At 72.8% G+C, this 20,013-nt stretch carries 11 protein-coding genes; 8 read left to right on the forward strand and 3 right to left on the reverse strand.

Features of this window, described 5'->3' with window-relative positions:
• Positions 1-94: 94 nt before the first annotated feature.
• Positions 95-4,783: a BTAD domain-containing putative transcriptional regulator gene (locus IG99_RS31855; RefSeq protein ID WP_037680104.1), complete on the forward strand. Its 4,689-nt coding sequence runs from the start codon at positions 95-97 to the stop codon at positions 4,781-4,783.
• Between the two features lie 37 nt (positions 4,784-4,820).
• Here the strand turns inward: IG99_RS31855 and IG99_RS31860 are convergent, their stop codons facing one another.
• Complete coding sequence (locus IG99_RS31860) at positions 4,821-7,208, reverse strand: phosphoketolase family protein (protein WP_037680235.1); 2,388 nt, start codon at positions 7,206-7,208, stop codon at positions 4,821-4,823.
• 183 nt (positions 7,209-7,391) lie between these two features.
• On the opposite strand from IG99_RS31860, the gene IG99_RS31865 reads away from it, so the two are divergent.
• The 4 genes from IG99_RS31865 to IG99_RS31880 all read left to right on the forward strand — a co-directional run bounded on the left by IG99_RS31865 (position 7,392) and on the right by IG99_RS31880 (position 12,483).
• Positions 7,392-7,856, forward strand: a complete 465-nt coding sequence (locus IG99_RS31865) for a Crp/Fnr family transcriptional regulator (RefSeq protein ID WP_037680105.1) — start codon at positions 7,392-7,394, stop codon at positions 7,854-7,856.
• 141 nt (positions 7,857-7,997) lie between these two features.
• Positions 7,998-10,136, forward strand: coding sequence for a SpoIIE family protein phosphatase (locus tag IG99_RS31870; RefSeq protein ID WP_037680106.1), 2,139 nt, complete (start codon positions 7,998-8,000; stop codon positions 10,134-10,136).
• A gap of 116 nt (positions 10,137-10,252) precedes the next feature.
• Complete coding sequence (locus tag IG99_RS31875; protein ID WP_234312029.1) at positions 10,253-10,957, forward strand: hypothetical protein; 705 nt, start codon at positions 10,253-10,255, stop codon at positions 10,955-10,957.
• A gap of 134 nt (positions 10,958-11,091) precedes the next feature.
• Positions 11,092-12,483 carry a diacylglycerol/lipid kinase family protein gene (locus tag IG99_RS31880; RefSeq protein WP_051866140.1) on the forward strand — a complete coding sequence of 464 codons (1,392 nt, stop codon included), beginning with the start codon at positions 11,092-11,094 and terminating at the stop codon, positions 12,481-12,483.
• A gap of 81 nt (positions 12,484-12,564) precedes the next feature.
• Here the strand turns inward: IG99_RS31880 and IG99_RS31885 are convergent, their stop codons facing one another.
• Both IG99_RS31885 and IG99_RS31890 read right to left on the reverse strand, forming a co-directional pair.
• Positions 12,565-13,629 carry a winged helix DNA-binding domain-containing protein gene (locus IG99_RS31885; protein ID WP_051866158.1) on the reverse strand — a complete coding sequence of 355 codons (1,065 nt, stop codon included), beginning with the start codon at positions 13,627-13,629 and terminating at the stop codon, positions 12,565-12,567.
• A gap of 129 nt (positions 13,630-13,758) precedes the next feature.
• Complete coding sequence (locus IG99_RS31890; RefSeq protein ID WP_037680107.1) at positions 13,759-15,612, reverse strand: peroxidase family protein; 1,854 nt, start codon at positions 15,610-15,612, stop codon at positions 13,759-13,761.
• Between the two features lie 210 nt (positions 15,613-15,822).
• On the opposite strand from IG99_RS31890, the gene IG99_RS51475 reads away from it, so the two are divergent.
• The 3 genes from IG99_RS51475 (at position 15,823) to IG99_RS31905 (ending at position 19,944) form a co-directional block, all read left to right on the forward strand.
• A complete protein-coding gene (locus IG99_RS51475) occupies positions 15,823-18,117 on the forward strand; it encodes an FUSC family protein (RefSeq protein ID WP_037680109.1) in 2,295 nt (764 codons plus the stop codon).
• Positions 18,118-18,222: 105 nt separating this feature from the next.
• A complete protein-coding gene (locus tag IG99_RS31900) occupies positions 18,223-19,053 on the forward strand; it encodes an SIR2 family NAD-dependent protein deacylase (protein ID WP_037680111.1) in 831 nt (276 codons plus the stop codon).
• Between the two features lie 33 nt (positions 19,054-19,086).
• Positions 19,087-19,944 carry an SDR family oxidoreductase gene (locus tag IG99_RS31905; protein ID WP_037680243.1) on the forward strand — a complete coding sequence of 286 codons (858 nt, stop codon included), beginning with the start codon at positions 19,087-19,089 and terminating at the stop codon, positions 19,942-19,944.
• Positions 19,945-20,013: the final 69 nt, after the last annotated feature.

The following is a 20,013-nucleotide window of genomic DNA, read 5'->3' on the forward strand; positions in this document are numbered from 1 at the left end:
CCCTACCCACCCCGTGACGGGCCCTACCACTGCCACAATGCCCCTGTTTGCAACTTCCGGGGCGTCCCGGCGGTGTGCGGAGACCGGAGGACCCATGGTGAGCGGCGGGCAGCGGTTGGACGAGGGCGTCATCGAGGTCGCCGCGCGTGTGCCGGGCCGGCCCGGGCTGACCATCGGATCCGGCCTGCTGCTGCCCGGTGGCCATGTGCTGACCGCCGCGCACCTCTTCCCGGAACCGGGCACCTGGGAGGTCTTCGTACGGTCGGCGGCGGCAGGAGACCGCGACTGGCTGAAAGGCAGCGTGGTGTTCCACCGCTTCGTGCCTCCGGGGGAGACAACCCCCGGCGAACAGGTGGTGGATCTCGCGGTGGTGCACTGCGATGACCCTCGCCTGGGCGGGCTTCCCGGTCTGCCGGTGACGAGTTGGGGACGGCTGGTCACCGGGCCCTGCGGGGCGCCGATCACGGCGACGGGTTTCCCCAGCGGTTCCGCCGTGCTCGACCTCGACGGAGTTCCCTGGTTCCGCGACACGGCCCAGATCGATGGCGTCATCGGCGACCCGGAGCCCAGGACGAGGTGGCGGGAGGTCCGGGTGCGCGGCCCGGTACCGGCCCCGCTGACCGGCTCCCCCGACCCGACCGCCTCACGGTGGCGCGGCATGTCGGGCTCCGGCGTGCTGTGCAACGGCCTTCTGGTGGGCGTGGTCGTACGCGCGGTGCCGGAACCCGAGGCCGGCCGCCTCTTCGTCCAGGACCTCTCCCCGCTGTGGGAGGACCCCGGGATGCGCAAGCTGCTACGACTGCCGTACGGCGGGCCACGAGCAGCGGAACTCCAGCCGGTGCTGCATCCGCACGGCGGGCACGCCATGAACTCGCCCGTGTCGCTGCTCCGGCCCGAGGCCGCCGTCGTCACTTTCCACGGCCGTGACGAGGAACTGGCCGAGATCGCCCGCTGGCGGGACGGTAGGGACCCCACCGCGATCCGGCTGGTCACCGGTCCCGGCGGCCAGGGCAAGACGCGACTGGCGCTGGCCGCGGTCGAGAAGGCGTCGGCGGCCGGCTGGGCCGCCGGATTCCTCGCCGACGGCGCGGACCTGGACGAGCTGCGGTCGCTGCTGTCCGTCCGCGCGGTCCCGTTGCTGCTCGTCCTGGACTACGCGGAGGCCCGGACGAGTCAGTTACGGTCCCTGTGCGACCTGGCGGCCGCGGAGGGCGTCGCCGGTCCGGGCCGACCACCGATCCGGATCCTGCTGCTCGCCCGCAAGGCCGGCGAGTGGTGGTCCACGGCCGCCGGCCACGCCCGCGCCCGCGGTCTGCTGAGCGAGGACCCCGACGCCGCGCCGTTCCCGCTGCCCGTCCTCGAACCGTCCGCCGCGGCCCGCACCGAGGCCGCGCGGATTGCCGCGTCGGACCTCGGTGAACGGCTGCGCGAGCTGCGTCCCGGCACCGACCCGCTCGGCGCCCCCGTCCCGGACGTCACGGACGAGCGCTTCGCCGGAGCGCTGAACCTTCAGATGACGGTCCTCGTAGCGGTGTTGCAGCACCTGGACCCGGTGCCGACGGCCGGCGGCGAACCCGACGAGGTGGTCCTGCTCCTGCACGAGCACCGGCACTGGAGGTCGACCGCGGACGCCTTCGGTCTCACGGATCTGCCGTGGGACGAGCTGAGCCTGCTGGTGACGGCCGCGACCCTGTGCGGCGCCCGGGACGAGACGGAGGCTCTGGCCACCCTCGGCCGACTGCCTCGGACCCGTACGAACACCTCCCGCCACGACGTCGCCGTGCGCTGGCTCGCCGGCCTCTATCCCTCCGACGGACGGTACTGGGGAGCTCTGCAACCCGACCGGCTCGGCGAGTTCCTGGTGGGCAGCGTCCTCAGGACGGAACAGCGGCTCCTGGAGTGGCTGTTGCCCACCGCCGGAGACCGGCAGGTCGAATCGGCCTTCCACGTCCTCTCCCGAGCCGTACCGCACCAGCGCGCCGTGGCGGATCGGCTGCGTGACGTCGTGACGCGCAACCCCGGCCCGCTCGCCGTGCCCGCCGTGCGCACGGCCACCCAGGTGGTGGAACCCGAGCCGCTGCGCGAGGCGCTGGACGCCGTCCTGGACGGGATGGTGCGACAGCGCGGGGCCGCCGGGCCGCTCGCCCGCGAGCTGTACGAGGCCGCCCCGTGGCCGACCCTGGTGCTCGACCGGTGGGCCGTACGGCTCGCCGGGCTGCTCGCGGACGTGGCCCGCGACGCGGCACGGGGAGGAGCCACCGAAGCCACCGCCGAACTGGCGGGCAGGCTGCACCGTCACGCCATCCGGCTGGGGGAGGTCGGCCGCCCCGAGGAGGCACTGGACGTCATCGGGGAGGCGATCACATGGAGGCGGGCTCTGGCGGTGGCCGGCGGTCCCGGCGCGGAGGCGGATCTCGCCCTGTCGATCAATACCCGCACCGCCCTGCTCTCCGACGCCGGCCACGCCACCGAGGCGCTCGACTCCGCCCAGGAGGTGATCGACCGCTACCAGCGGCTGGCCGAGCACGACCCTGAGCGGTATCTCCCCGATCTCGCCATGGCGGAGACGAACCTCGCCAATCAACTCGGCGACGTAGGGCGCCGGCTGGAGGCGGTCGAGCCGGCCCGCTCCGCTTTTCGGCGCTACCGGGCCCTGGCCGCGGACAACCCGGTCCACGAGGCCGATGTCGCCCTCGCCGGCCACAACCTGGCGATCGCGCTGGCCGCGGTCGGCCGCCGGGCCGAGGCCGTCGAAGCGGCGACGGACGCGGTCACCCGGTACCGGGAACTCGCCCGCCGGGCGCCCGACCAGTACCTCCCCGACCTGGCGGACGCGCTCAGCAGCCTGGCCGACCAGCTCCAGGAGGCCGGCCGTCACACCGAGGCCGAACGCTCGGTGAGCGAGGCCCTGGACATCTACCGGGGGATCGCCTTCCGCTTCCCCTCCCGGCACCTGCCCAACCTCCCCACCACGCTGGCCGACGCCGTCGAGGTCTTCCGCGCATGCGGGCACGCCGCGCGTGCCCTGTCCGCGGCCGAGGAGTCGGTCACCGTGCTGCGCCGACTGGCGGAGCGTCAGCCCCTCGTCCATCGGGCCTCATTGGCCTCGGCACTGATCAACCTGGGCAACCAGCACTCCTGGGACGAGCGGCCGGAGCCTGCTGTGGCGGCGCTGGAGGAAGCGGTCGGCCTCCTCCGTCAGTGCTGCGAGACACTCGCCGACACCCATCGCCCGGCGCTGGCGGACGCGTTGTGCGACCTCGGCAACTATCTGGGCGATGCCGGCAGAGCGGACGAGGGGGTACGGGCCGTCGAGGAGTCGGTGGCGATCATGCGTGAGCTGGCCGCGGCCGAACCGGCCGCCCGGACGCTCCCGTTGGCGACGGCCGTCGATGTCCTGGGCAACTTGTTCACCGACCTGGGCGACGACCTGCGGGCCCTGGAACAGTACGAGGAGGCCTACGAGCTGCTGGCGCCGTTCGTGGCCACCGAGCCCGCCGTCTTTCTGGAGGATCTGGCCCGCGTCGGCGCCAACTGGTCGGCCGTACTGAAGGTCCTGGACCGCTGGAGCGAGCTGCTGGACCTGTCCGACCGCACCCTCGAACTGCTCCGCACCGCATCGGTCGACATGGATCCGCCACGGGCGGCACTGGCGGAGGTGTTCCGCGCCCGTGGCACCGCCCTCAAGGCGCTGGACCGCCGCCCTGAGGCGGTCGATCCGTTCCGGGAGGCGGTGCTCGTGTCGCGGTCGCTGGTCGAGGACGACCCGGAGCACCTGCCGGTCCTCCTCCACGACCTGACGCATCTGGCGTCCGCCCTGTCCAACGTCGGCCGCCGACGCGAGGCCGCCGAGGTGACCGCCGAGTCCGTCGCCCTGCACGACTACCCGGCCGCCATGCAACTGCCGTCCGAGAGCCGGGCGGAGGCGCTGGTCGAGCACACTCGGACGCTGCTGGACGCAGGCTCGCACCGGGGACCTGAAGTCGCCGAGGAGACCGTCCTGGTGTGCAGGGATCTGGCGGAGCACGACCCCGACACCGAGCCTCTGCTCTGCGCGGCCCTGCACCTGTACGCCGCTGTGCTCTCCCGCGAGGGCCTGCGGGAGACCGCGGTGGCGGCGTGCGAGGAGGCCCTGCGCCGGCACCGGCAACGCGCCGCCGACGTCCAGGACGATCCTGACGCGGCGGCCGAGGCGGCGCTCGACGTGGCGTCCTCGGCGGTGTCACTGGCGTGGGCCCTGATCGACGTCCGCCCCGAACGGCGGGCGGTCACGCTCACGCGGGAGGCGGTACGGCTTCTCGAACCCCTGTCCGGCGACGAGATTCCCCTCCGGGACACCGAGTTGAGCGCGGCGTCCCACGTGCTGGCCGCCGCGTTGACCGGGCTCGGGGAGGCCGAGCGGGCACTGGGCCCGGCCCTGCGTGCGGTGGACCTGTGCCGGGCCCTGCTGGCAACGGCTCCCGAGGTGTACGCCTCAGACCTCGCGGAGGCGCTGAAGCAGTACGCGCTCGCCCTGCGTGCCACCGGTCGTCAGGTGGAGGCGGCTGCCGCCACCGGCGAGGCGCTCACCCTGCTCCGCGACCGCTTCAGCGCCGAACCCGCCGCTCACGCCTTCGACCTGGCCTCCCTGCTGTTCGCCCATGGCCGGGTGCTGGCCGCTTCCTCGGCACCGGACGCCGTGGAAGCGCTCGGCGAGGCCGTGGCGATCGCCGAGCGGTACGGCTGGCAGGTGCCTGCCGGGGAGGCGGCGACCGTACGCGCGACGATCGCCTCCGACGAGTGAGGCGGGCGGCTGCCCCGGCCGGCTCCTGTGGTGCCGTTCAGCCGTCCCAGGTCCAGTCGGCGACCTCGGGGAGGTCGGTGCCGTGGACGCGGATCCAGTCGTGGTGGCGCAGTCGGGCGTCCTCCATCCGCTGGCGTACGGCGGCGGCACGTACCGCGAGGCCGGGGACGCGGTCGATGACGTCCATGACCAGGCGGTAGCGGTCGAGGTCGTTGACGACGACCATGTCGAACGGGGTGGTCGTGGTGCCGATCTCCCGGTACCCGCGCACATGCAGGTTGGTGTGCCCCGCGCGCTGGTAGGCCAGGCGGTGGATCAGCCAGGGGTAGCCGTGGTAGGCGAAGATCACCGGCTTGTCGGTGGTGAACAGGCCGTCGTACTCGAAGTCGTTCATCCCGTGCGGGTGTTCGCCGGCGGGCATCAGGCGGGCGATGTCGACGACGTTGACGACCCGTACCGCCAGCTCGGGCAGGTGCCGGCGCAGCAGCTGGGCCGCGGCCAGGACCTCCTGCGTGGGGACGTCGCCGGCGCAGGCGAGGACCACGTCCGGTTCGCGGGTGCCGTCCTCGGTGCCGGCCCAGTCCCAGACGCCGGCGCCGCGCGCGCAGTGGACCTTGGCCTGTTCCATGGACAGCCAGTCGTAGCAGGGCTGTTTGCCGGCGACGATCACGTTGACGTAGTCGCGGCTGCGCAGGGCGTGGTCGGCCACCGACAGCAGGGTGTTGGCGTCCGGCGGGAGGTAGACCCGTACGGCTTCGGGGCTCTTGTTCAGGATGTGGTCGACGAAGCCGGGGTCCTGGTGGGAGAAGCCGTTGTGGTCCTGCCGCCACACGTGTGAGGTCAGCAGGTAGTTGAGGGAGGAGATGGGGGCCCGCCAGGGCAGCCGCCGGGTCACGCGCAGCCACTTGATGTGCTGGTTGACCATGGAGTCGACGATGTGCGCGAACGCCTCGTAGGAGGAGAACAGTCCGTGCCGGCCGGTGAGCAGGTAGCCCTCCAGCCAGCCCTGGCAGGTGTGTTCGGAGAGGATCTCCATCACGCGGCCGTGCCGGTCGAGGTTCTCGTCGACGTCGAGCGTCTGCGCCTGCCAGGCCTTGCCGCCGGCCGCGTAGACGGCTTGGAGCCGGTTGGACGCTGTCTCATCGGGGCCGACGAGACGGAAGTCGCGGCGTTCGCCGGTGGCCCGCATGACGTGTTCGAGCATCTCGCCGAGGACGCGGGTCGGTTCGTGCGCGGTGGCGCCGGGCTTGTCGACGGGAACGGCGTACTGCTCCAGGGGCGGCAGGGGCAGCTCGCGCAGCAGGAGTCCGCCGTTGGCGTGCGGGGTGGCTCCCAGACGGCGGGTGCCGGCGGGAACGCAGGCCAGTACCTCCTCCTCGGGGCGGCCGTGGGCGTCGAAGAGCTCGTCGGGGCGGTACGAGCGCAGCCATTGCTCCAGTTGCCGCAGGTGCTCGGGGTTGTCCCGGACGGCGGACAGCGGCACCTGGTGGGCGCGCCAGGTGCCCTCTACGGGCAGTCCGTCGACCTCGGCCGGGCCGGTCCAGCCCTTCGGGGTGCGCAGCACGATCACCGGCCAGCGGGGCCGTTCGGTCGCGCCCTCCTCGCGGGCGGCGCGTTGCAGGGCGGTGATCCGGTCCACGGCGGTGTCCAGTGCGGCGGCCATTTCCCGGTGCACGGTCGCCGGGTCGTCGCCGCTGACGTGGATCGGGTCGTGGCCGTAGCCCGTCAGGAGGGCGTTCAGTTCGGATTCGGGGAGGCGGGCCAGGACCGTCGGGTTGGCGATCTTGTAGCCGTTGAGGTGGAGGATCGGCAGGACGGCGCCGTCGTGGACGGGGTCGAGGAACTTGTTGGAGTGCCAGGACGCGGCGAGCGGTCCGGTCTCCGCCTCGCCGTCGCCGATCACACACGCCACCAGCAGTCCGGGGTTGTCCAGCGCGGCCCCGTAGGCGTGCGAGAGCGCGTAGCCCAGCTCTCCGCCCTCGTGGATGGATCCGGGCGTCTCGGGTGCCACGTGGCTGGGCACGCCGCCGGGGAACGAGAACTGTTTGAAGAGGCGGGCCATGCCGTCGGCGTCCCGTGTGACGTCCGGGTACGTCTCGGCGTACGAACCCTCCAGCCAGGAGTTGGCGAGCACGGCGGGCCCTCCGTGCCCCGGGCCCCAGACGCACAGGACGTCCCGGTCGCGGGTCCTGATGACGCGGTTGAGGTGGGTGTACACCAGGTTCAGGCCGGGTGAGGTGCCCCAGTGGCCGAGCAGTCGCGGTTTGACGTGCTCGGGGCGCAGGGGTTCGGTGAGCAGGGGGTTGGCCATCAGGTAGATCTGGCCGACGGACAGGTAGTTCGCGGCGCGCCAATGGGCGTCGAGCGCCCGTAGCTCCTCCTCGGGGAGCCGGGTGGACGACGCCTGCTGCGTGTCGACGGACATGGCAGGTCCCTTCTCGGTGTCGGTCACAGGTGCGGCCGGTGCGTGTTCCGTCCGTGTTCCACCCTTCCTCCGCGGCCGGGTACCCGACAGGGCCGTTCGGGGCACATCCGTGCGGCGGCCGGTGGCCGCGGGACGGGCGGGGGCGGACGCTGGGAGTGGACGGCCCCACCTCTGGAGACAGTGATGAACGTTTCCGCCACCCCGAGCGTGTTGCGGGCCCTGCCCGCCCGGCACCGGACACGCTTGATGCGCTTCGCCCATGAGGTCGACATTCCACAGGGCACCCGCCTGTTCGAGGAGGGCTCACGCGCCGACCGCTTCTGGATCGTGCGCAGCGGCACCGTCACGCTCGACATGCACGTGCCCGGACGTCGCTCACCGGTCATCGAGAGCCTCGGCCACGACGACCTCGTCGGCTGGTCATGGCTGTTCGAGCCGCACGTCTGGAATCTGGGCGCGGAGGCGGTGACCCAGGTGCGCGCCCATGAGTTCGACGCCGTCGCCGTGCGCGTGGAGTACGCGGACGACCCGGAGTTCGGGCGGGCAGTGGACCACTGGGTGGGCCGGGTGCTGGCTCACCGGCTGCACGCGACCCGGGTCCGCCTGCTCGACCTGTACGCGCCGTACGGCAGCGGCGACAGGCCTTGAGGAGCGGGTTCATCCATGCACCCGTTCTCCGGTCGCCGCCGATTCAGGGTTTCTACCACCGACGTATGTTGCCCTTAGAGACGACGTGGATCATCCCCGCGCCGGGGAGCCATCGCCGCAGATCGGACATAGTGTCGCCGTATGGGTGACGCAGAGCGGCTCGACGATGTGTTCGGTCGCCTCGTGCAGGAGGTCGGTGCCTCGGTGGGCCTCCTGTACCTCCTGCCGCCCGAGGAGCGGGCCCTGCGGCTCTCTCTGGTCTCCGGGGTGTCCGCGCGGCTCGCCGCCCCATGGGCGCGGGTCGCCCTGGACGCGCCGGTCCCGGTGGCGGACGCCGTGCGGGAGCGACGCCTGGTGTGGCTGGGCAGCCGGGAGGAAGTGGCGCGCCGCTACCCCCCGCTTCAGCTGGTGCTGCCGTACGACTTCATGCTGGCCGGCGTGCCGATCACCGACGACGGAACCGTGCGGGGCGGGGTCGTACTGCTGTGGCCTCTCTGGCATCCACCGCAGCTCAGCGCGGACGAGCGCGACCTGATGGATGCCGGCTGCCGCCACCTGGGCCGACTGCTCCGGCAGGCCGACGCCGGCGGCCACCCGGTGATGGCCGACGAACCACGGGCGCTGTCCCCGCCCCGCCTCCCTGTCGAGGAGCGGGTCGACGCGGCCGCCGCGGTGGAGTTCACGGAGCGCCTGCCGATGGGCTGCTGCGCGCTCGACCTGGACGGCCGGATCACCTTCGCCAACACCGCCGCGGCAGACCTGCTCGGCACGGGTGCCGCCTCGCTGCTGGGAGCCCGGCCGTGGGAGGTTCTGCTGTGGCTGCGCGACCCCGCGTTCGAGGACCGCTACCGCGCGGCGGTGATCGGCCGCAGGCCGACGGCCTTCACCGCCCTGCGCCCGCCGGACACACGGCTGAGTTTCCAGCTCTACCCCGACGCCTCCGGCATCAGCGTCCACATCACGCCCGCCCCGGCAGACCAGCCCCTGACCGCCGTCCCGGAGATGCTGCCGACTCCCGGGGATCCGGCCGGGGCCACCGCGCACTACCACTTGACGCACCTGGCGGCCGCCCTCGCCGAGGCCGTCGGCGCCCGGGACGTGGTCGAACTGGTCGCCGACCAGATCGTGCCCGCGTTCGGCGCCCAGGCCCTCGCCCTGATGACCGCGGAGGAGGGCCGACTGCACATCGTCGGCCACCGCAACTACCCTGCCGACCTCCTGGCGCGCTTCGACGCGGAGCCCCTGACCTCCGACACACCGGCCGCCCGCGTCGCCACCACGGGCCACCCCAGCTTCTTCGGCACCTTCGCGGACCTCGAGCGCGCCTATCCGCCGGCCGTCCACCAGGACGACATGGGCGCGTGGGCCTTCCTGCCCCTGATCGCCTCCGGTCACATCGTCGGCTCGATGGTCCTCGCCTACGACCGGCCCCGCGCCTTCCCCACGGCCGAACGCGCCATCCTGACCTCGCTGGCCGGGCTGATCGCGCAGGCACTGGACCGCGCCCGCCTCTACGACGCCAAGGACGAGCTGGCCCGTACCCTCCAGGCCGGTCTGCTGCCGCACGCCCTGCCCCGCATCCCCGGCCTGGACGTCGCCGCCCGCTATCTCCCGGCCGGCCGCGGCATGGGCATCGGCGGCGACTTCTACGACCTGTTCGGCGGCCCCGCGTCCACGGCCGTCGCGGCGATCGGCGACGTCCAGGGCCACAACGTCACCGCGGCCGCCCTCATGGGCCAGGTCCGCACCGCCGTCCACGCCCACGCCACCGCCGGCGCCTCTCCGGGCAACGTGCTCGCCCGCACCAACCGGCTGCTGACCGACCTCGAGCCCGGCCTGTTCACCAGCTGCCTCTGCGTCCACCTCGACCTCGTCCGGCACCGTGCGTCCCTGGCCACCGCGGGCCACCCGCCGCCACTGCTGCGCCACCCCGACGGCCGTACGGAAGTCCTGGACCTGTCCCCCGGTCTGCTGCTCGGCATCGATCCCGCCGCCGACTACACCACCTCCGGGATCGAGCTGCCCCCGGGCTCCGTGCTCGCCCTCTACACCGACGGCCTCGTCGAGACGCCGGGCGTCGACATCGACGAGGCCACCGCGGACCTGGCCGCCCTCCTCGCCTGGGTCCCGGAGGATGCCGCGGACGGTGTGTTCCGCAACGCCGGCAGTGCCTCGAACAGCGCCATGGAGAGCCTCGCCGACCTCCTCGTCCAGCCCGCCGGGCACATCGCGTCCCGTCCCGACGACATCGCCCTGCTCCTCCTCAACCCCCTGGACTGAGGGCCGGTTGTCTCAGCCCGGCGCCGTGGTGGAGGATTTTCGCCGGGCGGGGGCGGGCCGGTGGCCGGGGCTCCACGCGGGTGTTCGAGTGCGAGGGGGCTGCCATTCTTTCGGTTGTGGTCAATGTGCTGGTCGGGCTGGCGACCAGTTTCATCGGTGGGGCGTGTGTGTGGCTCTGGGAGCGCGGCAAGCGGTCCCGTCTGCTGCGCCGCAAGGCCGACTTCTTCGGTGTCGTACCGGGCGAGACCTGCCTGGTCGTCATCGGCAACAAGCACAACCGGCGAGACGTCGCCACGCACAAGGACATCCGCGCCATCATCGAGGTGGCCACGCTCGCCAGTCAGCTCGGCAGCGACGTCGTCACCGAGTCCAGCAACGACTTCCGCGGCAGCAACGACAACCGGACCGAGTTCTGCATCGGCGGACCGCTCGGCGACGCCAACGTCCGCACCGGCGGCCACCTGGCGACCCACCTGCCCGGCTTCACGATCCTGCCGTGGGGCCCGGGCCCCGAATCCGTCGCGTTCATCGTCGGCGGCGAACGCTACCTGTGGGACAAGGGCAACGTGGAACACGCCCTCGTCGCCAAGTTCACACCCCCGCAGGCCAGTCGGCCGGTCTTCCTGGTCTGCGGCCAGAGCTCCCTGGCGAACCAGGCCGCGATCCACTACCTCAAGCGCGATCACCGCGACGTGGCCGCCTCGCTGTCCTCCACCGACCGCTTCTGCCTCATCATCAAGCTCGCCGGCATCGGTACGTACGGCTTCCAGAACGCCACCCTCGAACGCGACGTCACGGACACGGCGTTCACCCGACCCTGACCTCGACCACCACGTTCGGCCGCCATGGGGAAGGTGGTGCGTGTGGCCCGCGCCATGAGATCTTGTCGGGCGTCCCTCTGTGCGCAGGGTGAGGGACGGCGTTCGGCGTCGGCCCTCACACGCGGAAGAGGCTCATGGAAGCGGCATCGGCGGAGCGACTGCACCATCGGCAGGCCTGGGCGGCCAGGGCGGCGCTGGCCGCGACGGCGACGGCGGCGCTGCTGCCCCTCCTCTTCGGCGGGGTACGGGGCGTGGCGCTCCTCGCGGTCGGCGTCGTGGGGCTCGCCGTCACGGCCGCCGCCCTCTGGTGGGCGCTGTCCCGCCGCGGTCCGGCCAGGGTGGCCGCTGCGCTGCTGGCGGTCGCCGCGCCCGTCGCCGTCGTCGCGCTGTTCGTCGCGGCGAACCTGCTGTGGGTGGTCGTACTCTCCGCGCTGTTGTGGTGCTTCGCCGTGTGGGCGGGCCGGTTCGCGCTGCGCAGCACCGGTCTGCGCCCGGTCCGTATGAAGGAGTACCGGACGCCTCCGCCGCGGCACCCCTTCCTCATCCTCAACCCGCGTTCCGGCGGCGGGAAGGTCGAGCGGTTCTCCCTCCGTGAGAAGGCCGAGGGCCTGGGCGCACGGGTCGTGCTGCTCGATCCCGAACAGCAGCAGGACGTCATGGAGTTGGCGAGGTCAGCGGTGGCGCAGGGAGCGGACCTGTTGGGGGTGGCGGGCGGCGACGGCACGCAGGCCCTGGTCGCCGCGGTCGCCGCGGAGCACGACGTGCCGTTCCTGGTGATCTCGGCCGGCACCCGCAACCACTTCGCCATGGACCTCGGGCTCGACCGCGACGATCCCTCCACCTGCCTGGACGCGCTCAGCGACGGGGTTGAACTCCGCGTCGACCTCGGCTTCGCCGACGACCGTCCCTTCGTCAACAACGCCTCCTTCGGGGTCTACGGGGCGGTCGTGCAGAGCCCCGGCTACCGCGACGACAAGGTGGGTACCGCGTTGGGCCTGTTGCCGGATCTGCTGTCCCGGCAGCGCGGCCCGCGCCTGACCGTCCGGGCCGACGACACCGCGCTCACCGACCCGCAGGCGGTGCTGGTCAGCAACAACCCCTACCGCACCGGCGACCCCTTCGGGTTCGGCCGCCGGGAGCGGCTGAACTCCGGGCGGCTCGGGGTGCTGGCCGTCCGTGTGGACAGTGCCGTCGAGGCGGCCGAACTGCTGCTGGACCCGAACCCGGCGGGGCTGGCGGTGCTCACCGCCCACGAAGTGGTCGTCGAGGCCGACGAGCCGCACGTGGAGGTCGGCCTCGACGGTGAGGCCCTCCTGCTGCCCAGCCCGGTCCGCTGCCGGGTGGAACGCCGTGCGCTGCGCGTCCGGGTCCCGCGCGTGCGCCCCGGCGTGCCGGAGCCGCCACCCCGCCTCGACTGGCGCCGCCTGCGCAAGCTCGCGGCAGCCGTGGGGCGTACGGCGGTGCCCGGACGTACGGCGGCCCTTCCCGCGCCTCCGCCACGGCAGGAGAGCGAGCCACAGCGGTGATACGGAGGGCCGGCCGCCGCCGGACGGAGTGAGGCCGCCGACCGTCACCGCCGGACGGACCGGAGTTCACCGCCCCTTCGGTCAGGAGGCGGACGCGGCGATGTGGACCCGGTGGCTGTCGCCGTCGGAGAGGAATGACGCCAGCGCCCGTGCCTCCTCGGCGACACAGGTGCGGTCGGCTCGTGACAGGGCGCGCAGCGGGGCGACCGTCACGGTGTCGTCCTTGACGTCCCAGGTCGCGGCGACCCGGCCGTCCACCAGGACGACACGGGCTCCGGTGACCGACAGGCCGCGGTGGGCGTCGTCGATGATCCGGCCGCGGTCGTGGTAGCCGAGGATCGCGTTGTCGAACGCCGGGAGGAACCGCACGGGTGCGGGGATTCCGGGGTCGGGTCGTGGCGCGTCGGGGAGGTCGAGCAGCTCCCGGCCTCGCTCGTCGCGGAAGGCCACCAGCTCCTCGCGTAGCGCGGCCACCGCGGCCGGCAGCCCGGCGAGCCCGCACCAGGCGCGCAGGTCGGCCGAGGCAGCGGGCCCGAACGCGGCCAGGTAGCGCCGGACCAGCGCCTGACCGACGGGATCCGAGCCGTCCGGGGACGGCGAGTCCACCTCGCGCCCGAGCCAGGACGAGAGCAGGACGTTGCGCACTCCCGCCCTCGTGCGCCACAGCCCGCGCGGCGGCAGCTGGGCCATGGGGAGGAGGGCGGCGATCACCACCTCCCCCAGCGCCTTCGGGCCGGGCGTCGGCCACCGTTCGGAGAGCGGCCGCACCAGTTCCGCCATCGTGCGCGGCTCGGCGTCGGCCATGACGGCAAGGGCCGCCGCGGCGAGTTCGTCGAGGTCGACCCCGGCCAGTTCGCGGCGGTAGGTGCCGAGTACCCGTTGGCGCAGCATGGGGTCGTGGCGGGCCCGCCAGGCCAGGGCGTCGTCCGCCGTGACGAGGTGGACCGTGCGGCGCATGAGATGCGTGCGCACCACCCGTCGTCCGGTCAGCAGGCCCGACAGCACCGACGGGTCGAACCCGCGCAGCCGCGACCAGAGCCCGACGAACGGCTCCTGCGGTTCCTGCGCCTGCAGCCCGCCCAGGCGCGCGACCGCGCCGAGGACGGGAACGTCGGCGCGGTCGAGCAGCAACTGCCGGGCGAGCATGGCGCGGTTGAGCGCCCGGGTGTCCAGAACGGTCTTGTTCCCTGTGTTCAGCACGAGCCGACCGTCGCAGGAGAAGCGGTCAGGACGTGTCCGCGTCCCGCGCCGACGGCGGCCAGCCCGCCTCGACGCTCAGCCGGTCGGCCGTCCCGCGGTGTTCCACGGCACGAAGGCGTTCGTCAGGCCGGCGAGTGCGGTGCGCAGCTCCGGATGGTGGCGCAGCAGCACGGTGACCATGCTGTTGTCGTCGATCCAGGCCATTCCTGCCTTGGAGTACACCTCGGGCGTGTAGTACTCGTTGAAGAAGCGGTCGCTGTTCAGCCGGCGCGAGGCCATCAGGATGAAGATGCGGAACGCCGTGTCGCTGAACGCGAATCCCTTGGGCAGCTTCTCCGCGTACAGCCCGACCATGAGGTCGACCTTCTCGATGTCGCCCTCGTAGAGCTGCTCGATCTCCTCGGCCCAGGCCCGGTTCCCCGTGAGTTCCAGGAAGTTCGCCGCGGGCTTGAGCCGCAACAGCCTGCGGAACTCGTTGTAGCGGGGGACGCCCAGTTCCCGGGTGCGCAGGATGTCGGTGGCGGCGAGGTCCTGGAAGTGTCCGTCGGGTCGCTGGAACTCCTGGAGGAACTTGGGGAAGTTGTGCAGGGTGACCAGTCCCGGGGGGAGCGTGCCGAAGCTGTAGAGCAGGTCGGTCATGTCCGTGGACTCCAGGAACTTCAGCGCTCCCGGGCCGGAGATGTCACGCAGGGTGCAGTGGCGCAGGGTCGCGTCGTCGTCGGCGGAGCGCAGATGCCACTCGTCGCGGATGAGCGGGTGCATGCGGTAGACGGCGACGAACTCCTCGGTGAGGGCGTAGGGGACGCCGTAGTGGTCCGTCTCGCCTCCGGGGATGCCGCTGATGACCTCGCTGTCGCTGATCCGGCCGAACAGCTTGTGGACGCGTTCGCCCGCGAGGCCCCACCAGTTGGCGCGCAGGCCGGTGACGGTGGTGGGGTGGCTGATCACGGCGGGGGTCCACTCCACGGTGTGGATCTTGGCGAGGAGTGCGGCGTTGACCAGGCGGGCGCGCTGGAAGAGCTCCTCGTCGTCCCAGGTGGGGTAAGCGGCGTGCAGATGGTCGCAGATGGCGTTGTGCTCCCGCGCGAACAGGTCGTGCATCATGGCGAGGCCCAGCCAGAAACCGGGGACCTTCGAGGGGTCGCGGGAGGGGTCGGAGGGGACCGGGGACTGGTGGCCGTCCCACAGGCGCAGCTTGCCCAGCTCGCCGGTGCGCGCCTGGAGCTGCTCGGTCTCGTTCGACCCGTAGATCTGCGAGGCGTCCCACCAGTGGGAGGACGTGTTGACTCGGGTGTCGGGCGTTCCGGCGGGTGCCTGCGGGTCGCGGGTGGGGTCGTCCGGTGTCCGCATGATCCGCATGGGCTGCTCCGGCCACGGGTCGTCGTCCATGAGCGGGACTTCCCAAGGCCGGTCGGCGGGGCTCGTACCGTGGCTGAACCAGTCTCGGATCATGAACTGGAGCCAGGCGGCGACCAGGGAGTTGACCGATTCGGCGGCGACCAGTTCGTCGCGGGTGAGCAGGGCGCGGCTGACGTCGCGGGGGTTCGGCCGGGAGAGTACGTCCTCGGGGGTGGCCGGGGCGATCCGGTCCAGCGGGATGTTCCGGCCGAAGCGGGTGCCCGCCATGCCCATCCGCGGCTCGCCGAGGTCGTTGTGGCTGCCGTCGGGGGTCCGGTTGACCTTGTGGTTCCCGGAGGGGGGCGCGGGGTCGGGCACGTCGACCGAGGGCAGGTGGCCGGTGTCGTGGAGGTTCTTCTGCCGGAGACTGACGCGCAGTCCGAGGAGCGTCAGCAGGCCCGGGAGCACGGGCAGCTTGTCCCAGCCGACGCGTCGGTCCACGTACTGGGCGGAGCTGGTGACGATCCGCCAGGGAAGTGACGTACGGTATCCGGCCGTGGAACGGCGGGCGCCGCGACGTTGATCGCTCATGGGGTACTCCAGGGGTGGGCAGAACACCGGGAAGCCCCCCGAGATCACGTTAGGCGGACCTCCCCTCCCCCGCACCTCGAGTGGCCGGGGACGGTTCGCGGAGGGTGTCGGCAGCCGAGGGCTGCGCGGGGCGCCGGTCGACCGGGGACGGCGGATACTGAGCGTATCGACGGACCGTACGGGCACGGCGCTGACGGAAGGTCGCGGCGTATGCGGGCAGTACCTGGCTTCAGCCTGCTCGGGAGGGTCCCGGCGTGGCTGCGGGCGCACGACCCGGAGCTGGCCGCGACCCGTAGGGCCGTGCGTGCCGCGCTGGTGATGCCCGCGCTGTTCGCCCTGTGCGGTCAGGTGCTCGACGCACCGGTGATGGCGCTCTACGCCGCGTTCGGTTCGCTGTCGATGCTGCTGTTCGTCGACTTCACCGGCCCGATGGTGCAGCGGCTGCGGGCCCACGTGGGTCTCGGGGTGGCCTGGTTGCTGTTCATCTGTCTCGGTACCTTCGCCGCCCGGGTGACCTGGGTCGCGGTGGCCGGCACGGTGATCGTCGGCTTCCTGGTGCTGTTCTCCGGTGTGGTCAGCTCCGTGCTCGCCGGGGCGTCGACCGCGCTGCTGCTGGCCTTCGTCCTTCCGGTGAGCACGTCCGCGCCGGTCTCGGAGCTGCCCGCGCGGCTCGCCGGCGCCGGCCTCGCCTCGGTCGCCGCGACGCTCGCGATCTCCTTGCTGTGGCCGCGGCCCACCACGGACCCCCTCAGCGCCCCCGCCGCGCGGGCCTGCCGTGCCGCGGCGGCACAACTGCGCACCGACGCCTCCTGGCTCGCGCACGACCACGGGGCGGCGAGCGTGCACGCCTGCCGGGAGACCGCCGCCCGGGCCGCCGACGCCGCGACCGACCTGCGCCGTGCCTTCGCCGCCACTCCCTACCGGCCGACCGGGCTGTCCACCAGCTCGCGTGCCCTGGTGCGGCTGGTCGACGAGCTGACCTGGCTCAGCACCATCGTGGCCGACAGCGCTCCCCCGGCCGTGGAGCACCCGATGTGCGACCCAGAGGCCCACGCGGTACGGCGGGCGGCAGCGGTGGTCCTGGAGCGTACCGCCGACCTGCTGGACACATCGCAGCAGTCACCCGAGGCGCTGCGCACGGCCATGACGGGGCTGCGTGCGGCCATGGCCGGCATGGAGCTCGGGGCCACCGCTCGGCTGCCGGTGAGCCTGCCCCGGCCCGGTGCGCAGGCGGACGTCCACGCCTTCATCGGGGCTCTGGACCTGTCGTTCCGCGCCCAGGAACTGGGCTTCGCGACGCTTCAGATCGCCGGCAACGTGGATCTGGCGGCAGCGGCGGAACGGCGCAGCTGGCCGGAGCGGCTGCTCGGCCTCGAACCGGGTGGGCCCGCCCGGCCGCTGGCCTCGGCGCGGGAGCGGGCCGTCGCCCATCTGCGGCCGGGCTCGGTCTGGCTGCACAACAGCCTCCGGGGGGCGGTGGGCCTCGGCATCGCGGTCGGCCTGGTGAAGGCGACGGACGTGCAGCACTCGTTCTGGGTGCTCCTGGGCACCCTCTCGGTGCTGCGCTCGAACGCGCTCAACACCGGCCAGAACGCGGTCCGCGCCCTCGGCGGCACAATCGTGGGATCCGTCGTCGGAGCCGTGCTGCTCCAGCTCATCACCCATCACGGCACCGCGCTGTGGTTCCTGCTGCCGCTCGCCGTGCTGATCGCGGGCATCGCTCCGGCCGCCGTGTCGTTCGCCGCGGGGCAGGCGGCCTTCACCCTCACGCTGGCCATCCTGTTCAACATCGGCAAGCAGCCCGACTGGCACATCGTGCTGCTACGCATCCAGGACATCGCACTGGGCTGTGCGGTGAGCGTGCTCGTGGGCCTGTTCCTGTGGCCGCGCGGCGCCGCGGCGGCCGTCCACCGGGCCCTCGCCGAGGCGTACACGGACAGTGCCCGCTATCTCGCGGGGGCCGTCGAGTACGCCGTGGGCCGCTGTGGCACCCACCCCTCCCCGGCGGGCGCGCCGCTGACGCAGAGCCGTGAGGCGGCGGCCGCCGCGCGCAGGCTCGACGACGCCTTCCGGGGCTTCCTGGCCGAGCGGGGCGCGAAGCCCCTGTCGCTGGCGGACATGACCACCCTGGTCACCGGCATCGTTGGCCTGCGGCTCGCCGCCGACGCGGTGCTGGGGCTGTGGCAGCGTTCGCGCGAGCGGCACGCGGGGACGGACCGCGCCGAGGCACGACTGGTGCTCCAGGGCGCGGCGGGCCGGGTGACCGGCTGGTACGCGGACCTGGCCGTGAGCCTCGCCGGGCACGCGGCCGTCCGGGACCCGATGCCGCGCCACCCCGTGGGCGAGGCGACGCTGGTCGCCTCACTCGACCGCGATCTGCGCGACGACGACGGGAGGGCCTCCGACACGGCGGTGCGCATCATCTGGACCGTCGACCACCTCAATGCGGCGAGACGACTTCAGCCGACTCTGGCGGCCGCGGCCCGGTCCGACGGTGCAGGGTGACGCCGGTGTCGGGTTTTGACCATCGCGCGTCGCGATCCGGCCCCGTCCCGCGCGGGGCTTCCTCCTAGGTTGAGGGGAGGAAGTGTGCCGAAGGGAAGGCGACAGATGACCGCCGAGAGGGTTCGCAGCCGGCTCGACGAGGCCGACCGGGTCCTGGTCGCGGCCGGTGCCGGACTGAGCGCGGCCGCCGGGTACGACTACGGGGACGCCGAGCGCTTCAAGGAGCTGTTTCCGGCGCTGTACCGGCTCGGGCTGCGCTCGCGCTATCTGCTCGGCGTCCCCCTGCCGGCCGACATGATGTGGGGCTACTGGGCCGTCCACATCGACGACATCCGTTACGGGTCCCGGCCCAACCCCCTCTACGGACACCTGCGTTCGCTGGTCGGGGAACGCGACCACTGGGTCATGACGTCGAACGTCGACGCGTTGTTCGCCCGCAACGGCTTCGACCCGGACCGGATCTTCACGCCGCAGGGCGACTACGGACGGCTCCAGTGCACTGTGCCGTGCACCCAGGAGACCTGGCCCGCAAAGCCGGTCTACGACCGGATCCTCACCGTGTACGACCGGGACACCGGGCGGGTGACCGACCCGGCCGCCCTGCCCGTCTGCCCGAACTGCGGAGCGGACGTCTTCCCCAACGTGCGTGTGGGGCCCGAGTTCATCGACGGCCCCTACCTGCCCGCCGGGGACCGGCTGGCCCGCTGGCTGGGCGACGCACCCGACGGCGCACGCCTGCTCGTCCTGGAGATCGGCGCCGGATTCAACACTCCGGGCGTGATCCGGTGGCCGATGGAGAACCTCGTCCGCCGCACCCCCGGGGCACGGCTCGTGCGGATCAACCCGGACCACCCGGAGGTCCCCGCGGACCTCGGGGACCGCGCGCTGTCCGTGCCGAGCGCGGCGGACCTGCTCCTCGGCGCGCTCACGGCCTGACCCCCACCGACCGAACAGGAAGTGATCCCGACCATGGCCGAAACACGCACACCGACGGTGACGGTCACCGGAGCCACCGGACGCCTCGGCGGCCGCGTCGCTCACCGCCTGGCCGAGCGGGGCCTGGCGCAGAGGCTGCTGGTGCGCAGCCCCGAGCGGGCTCCCCGGCTGCCCGGCGCCACCCCGGTCCGTGCCGAGTACGGCGACCGCGAGGCCGTGCTGCGCGGTCTGAGCGGTACGGAGACCGTGTTCATGGTGTCCGCCTCCGAGAGCGCCGACCGGCTCGCCCAGCACCGGAACTTCGTCGACGCCGCCGCGGAGGCCGGCGTACGGCACCTGGTGTACGTGTCCTTCTACGGCGCCGCGCCCGACGCCACGTTCACCCTGGCCCGCGACCACTTCCACACCGAGGAGCACATCCGCGCCAGCGGCCTGGCGTACACGTTCCTGCGGGACAACTTCTACGCGGAGTTCGTACCCGACCTGGTCGGCGCGGACGGTGTGATCCGCGGTCCGGCCGAGCGGGGGCGTACCGCGTTCGTCTCCCAGGACGACATCGCCGACGCCGCCACCACGATCCTGACCCGGCCCACCGACCACACCGGCGCCGTCTACGACCTGACCGGCCCCGAGTCCCTGACGCTGCACGACGCCGCGGCGGTCCTCACGGAGGTGCTCGGCCGCACCGTCACCTACGAGCCGGAGACGGTCGAGGAGGCGTACGCCTCACGCGCTTCGTACGACGCCCCGCAGTGGCAGCTCGACGCCTGGGTGTCCACGTACACCGCCATCGCGGCCGGTCAGCTCGACGGCGTCAGCGACGCGGTGCGGACCCTCACCGGCCACCCCGCCACTCCCCTCGCGGACGTCGTCCGTGCCCTCCGGGGCTGACCGTCCCGGTCGGCCCCGCACCGCCGCGCCCCGGGCTGTCGCACCGGCGCCGTCACGAAGGAGACCCGG

The sequence above is a fragment of the Streptomyces griseus subsp. griseus genome (assembly GCF_000720255.1).
GTDB classification, from domain to species: Bacteria; Actinomycetota; Actinomycetes; order Streptomycetales; family Streptomycetaceae; genus Streptomyces; species Streptomyces griseus_I.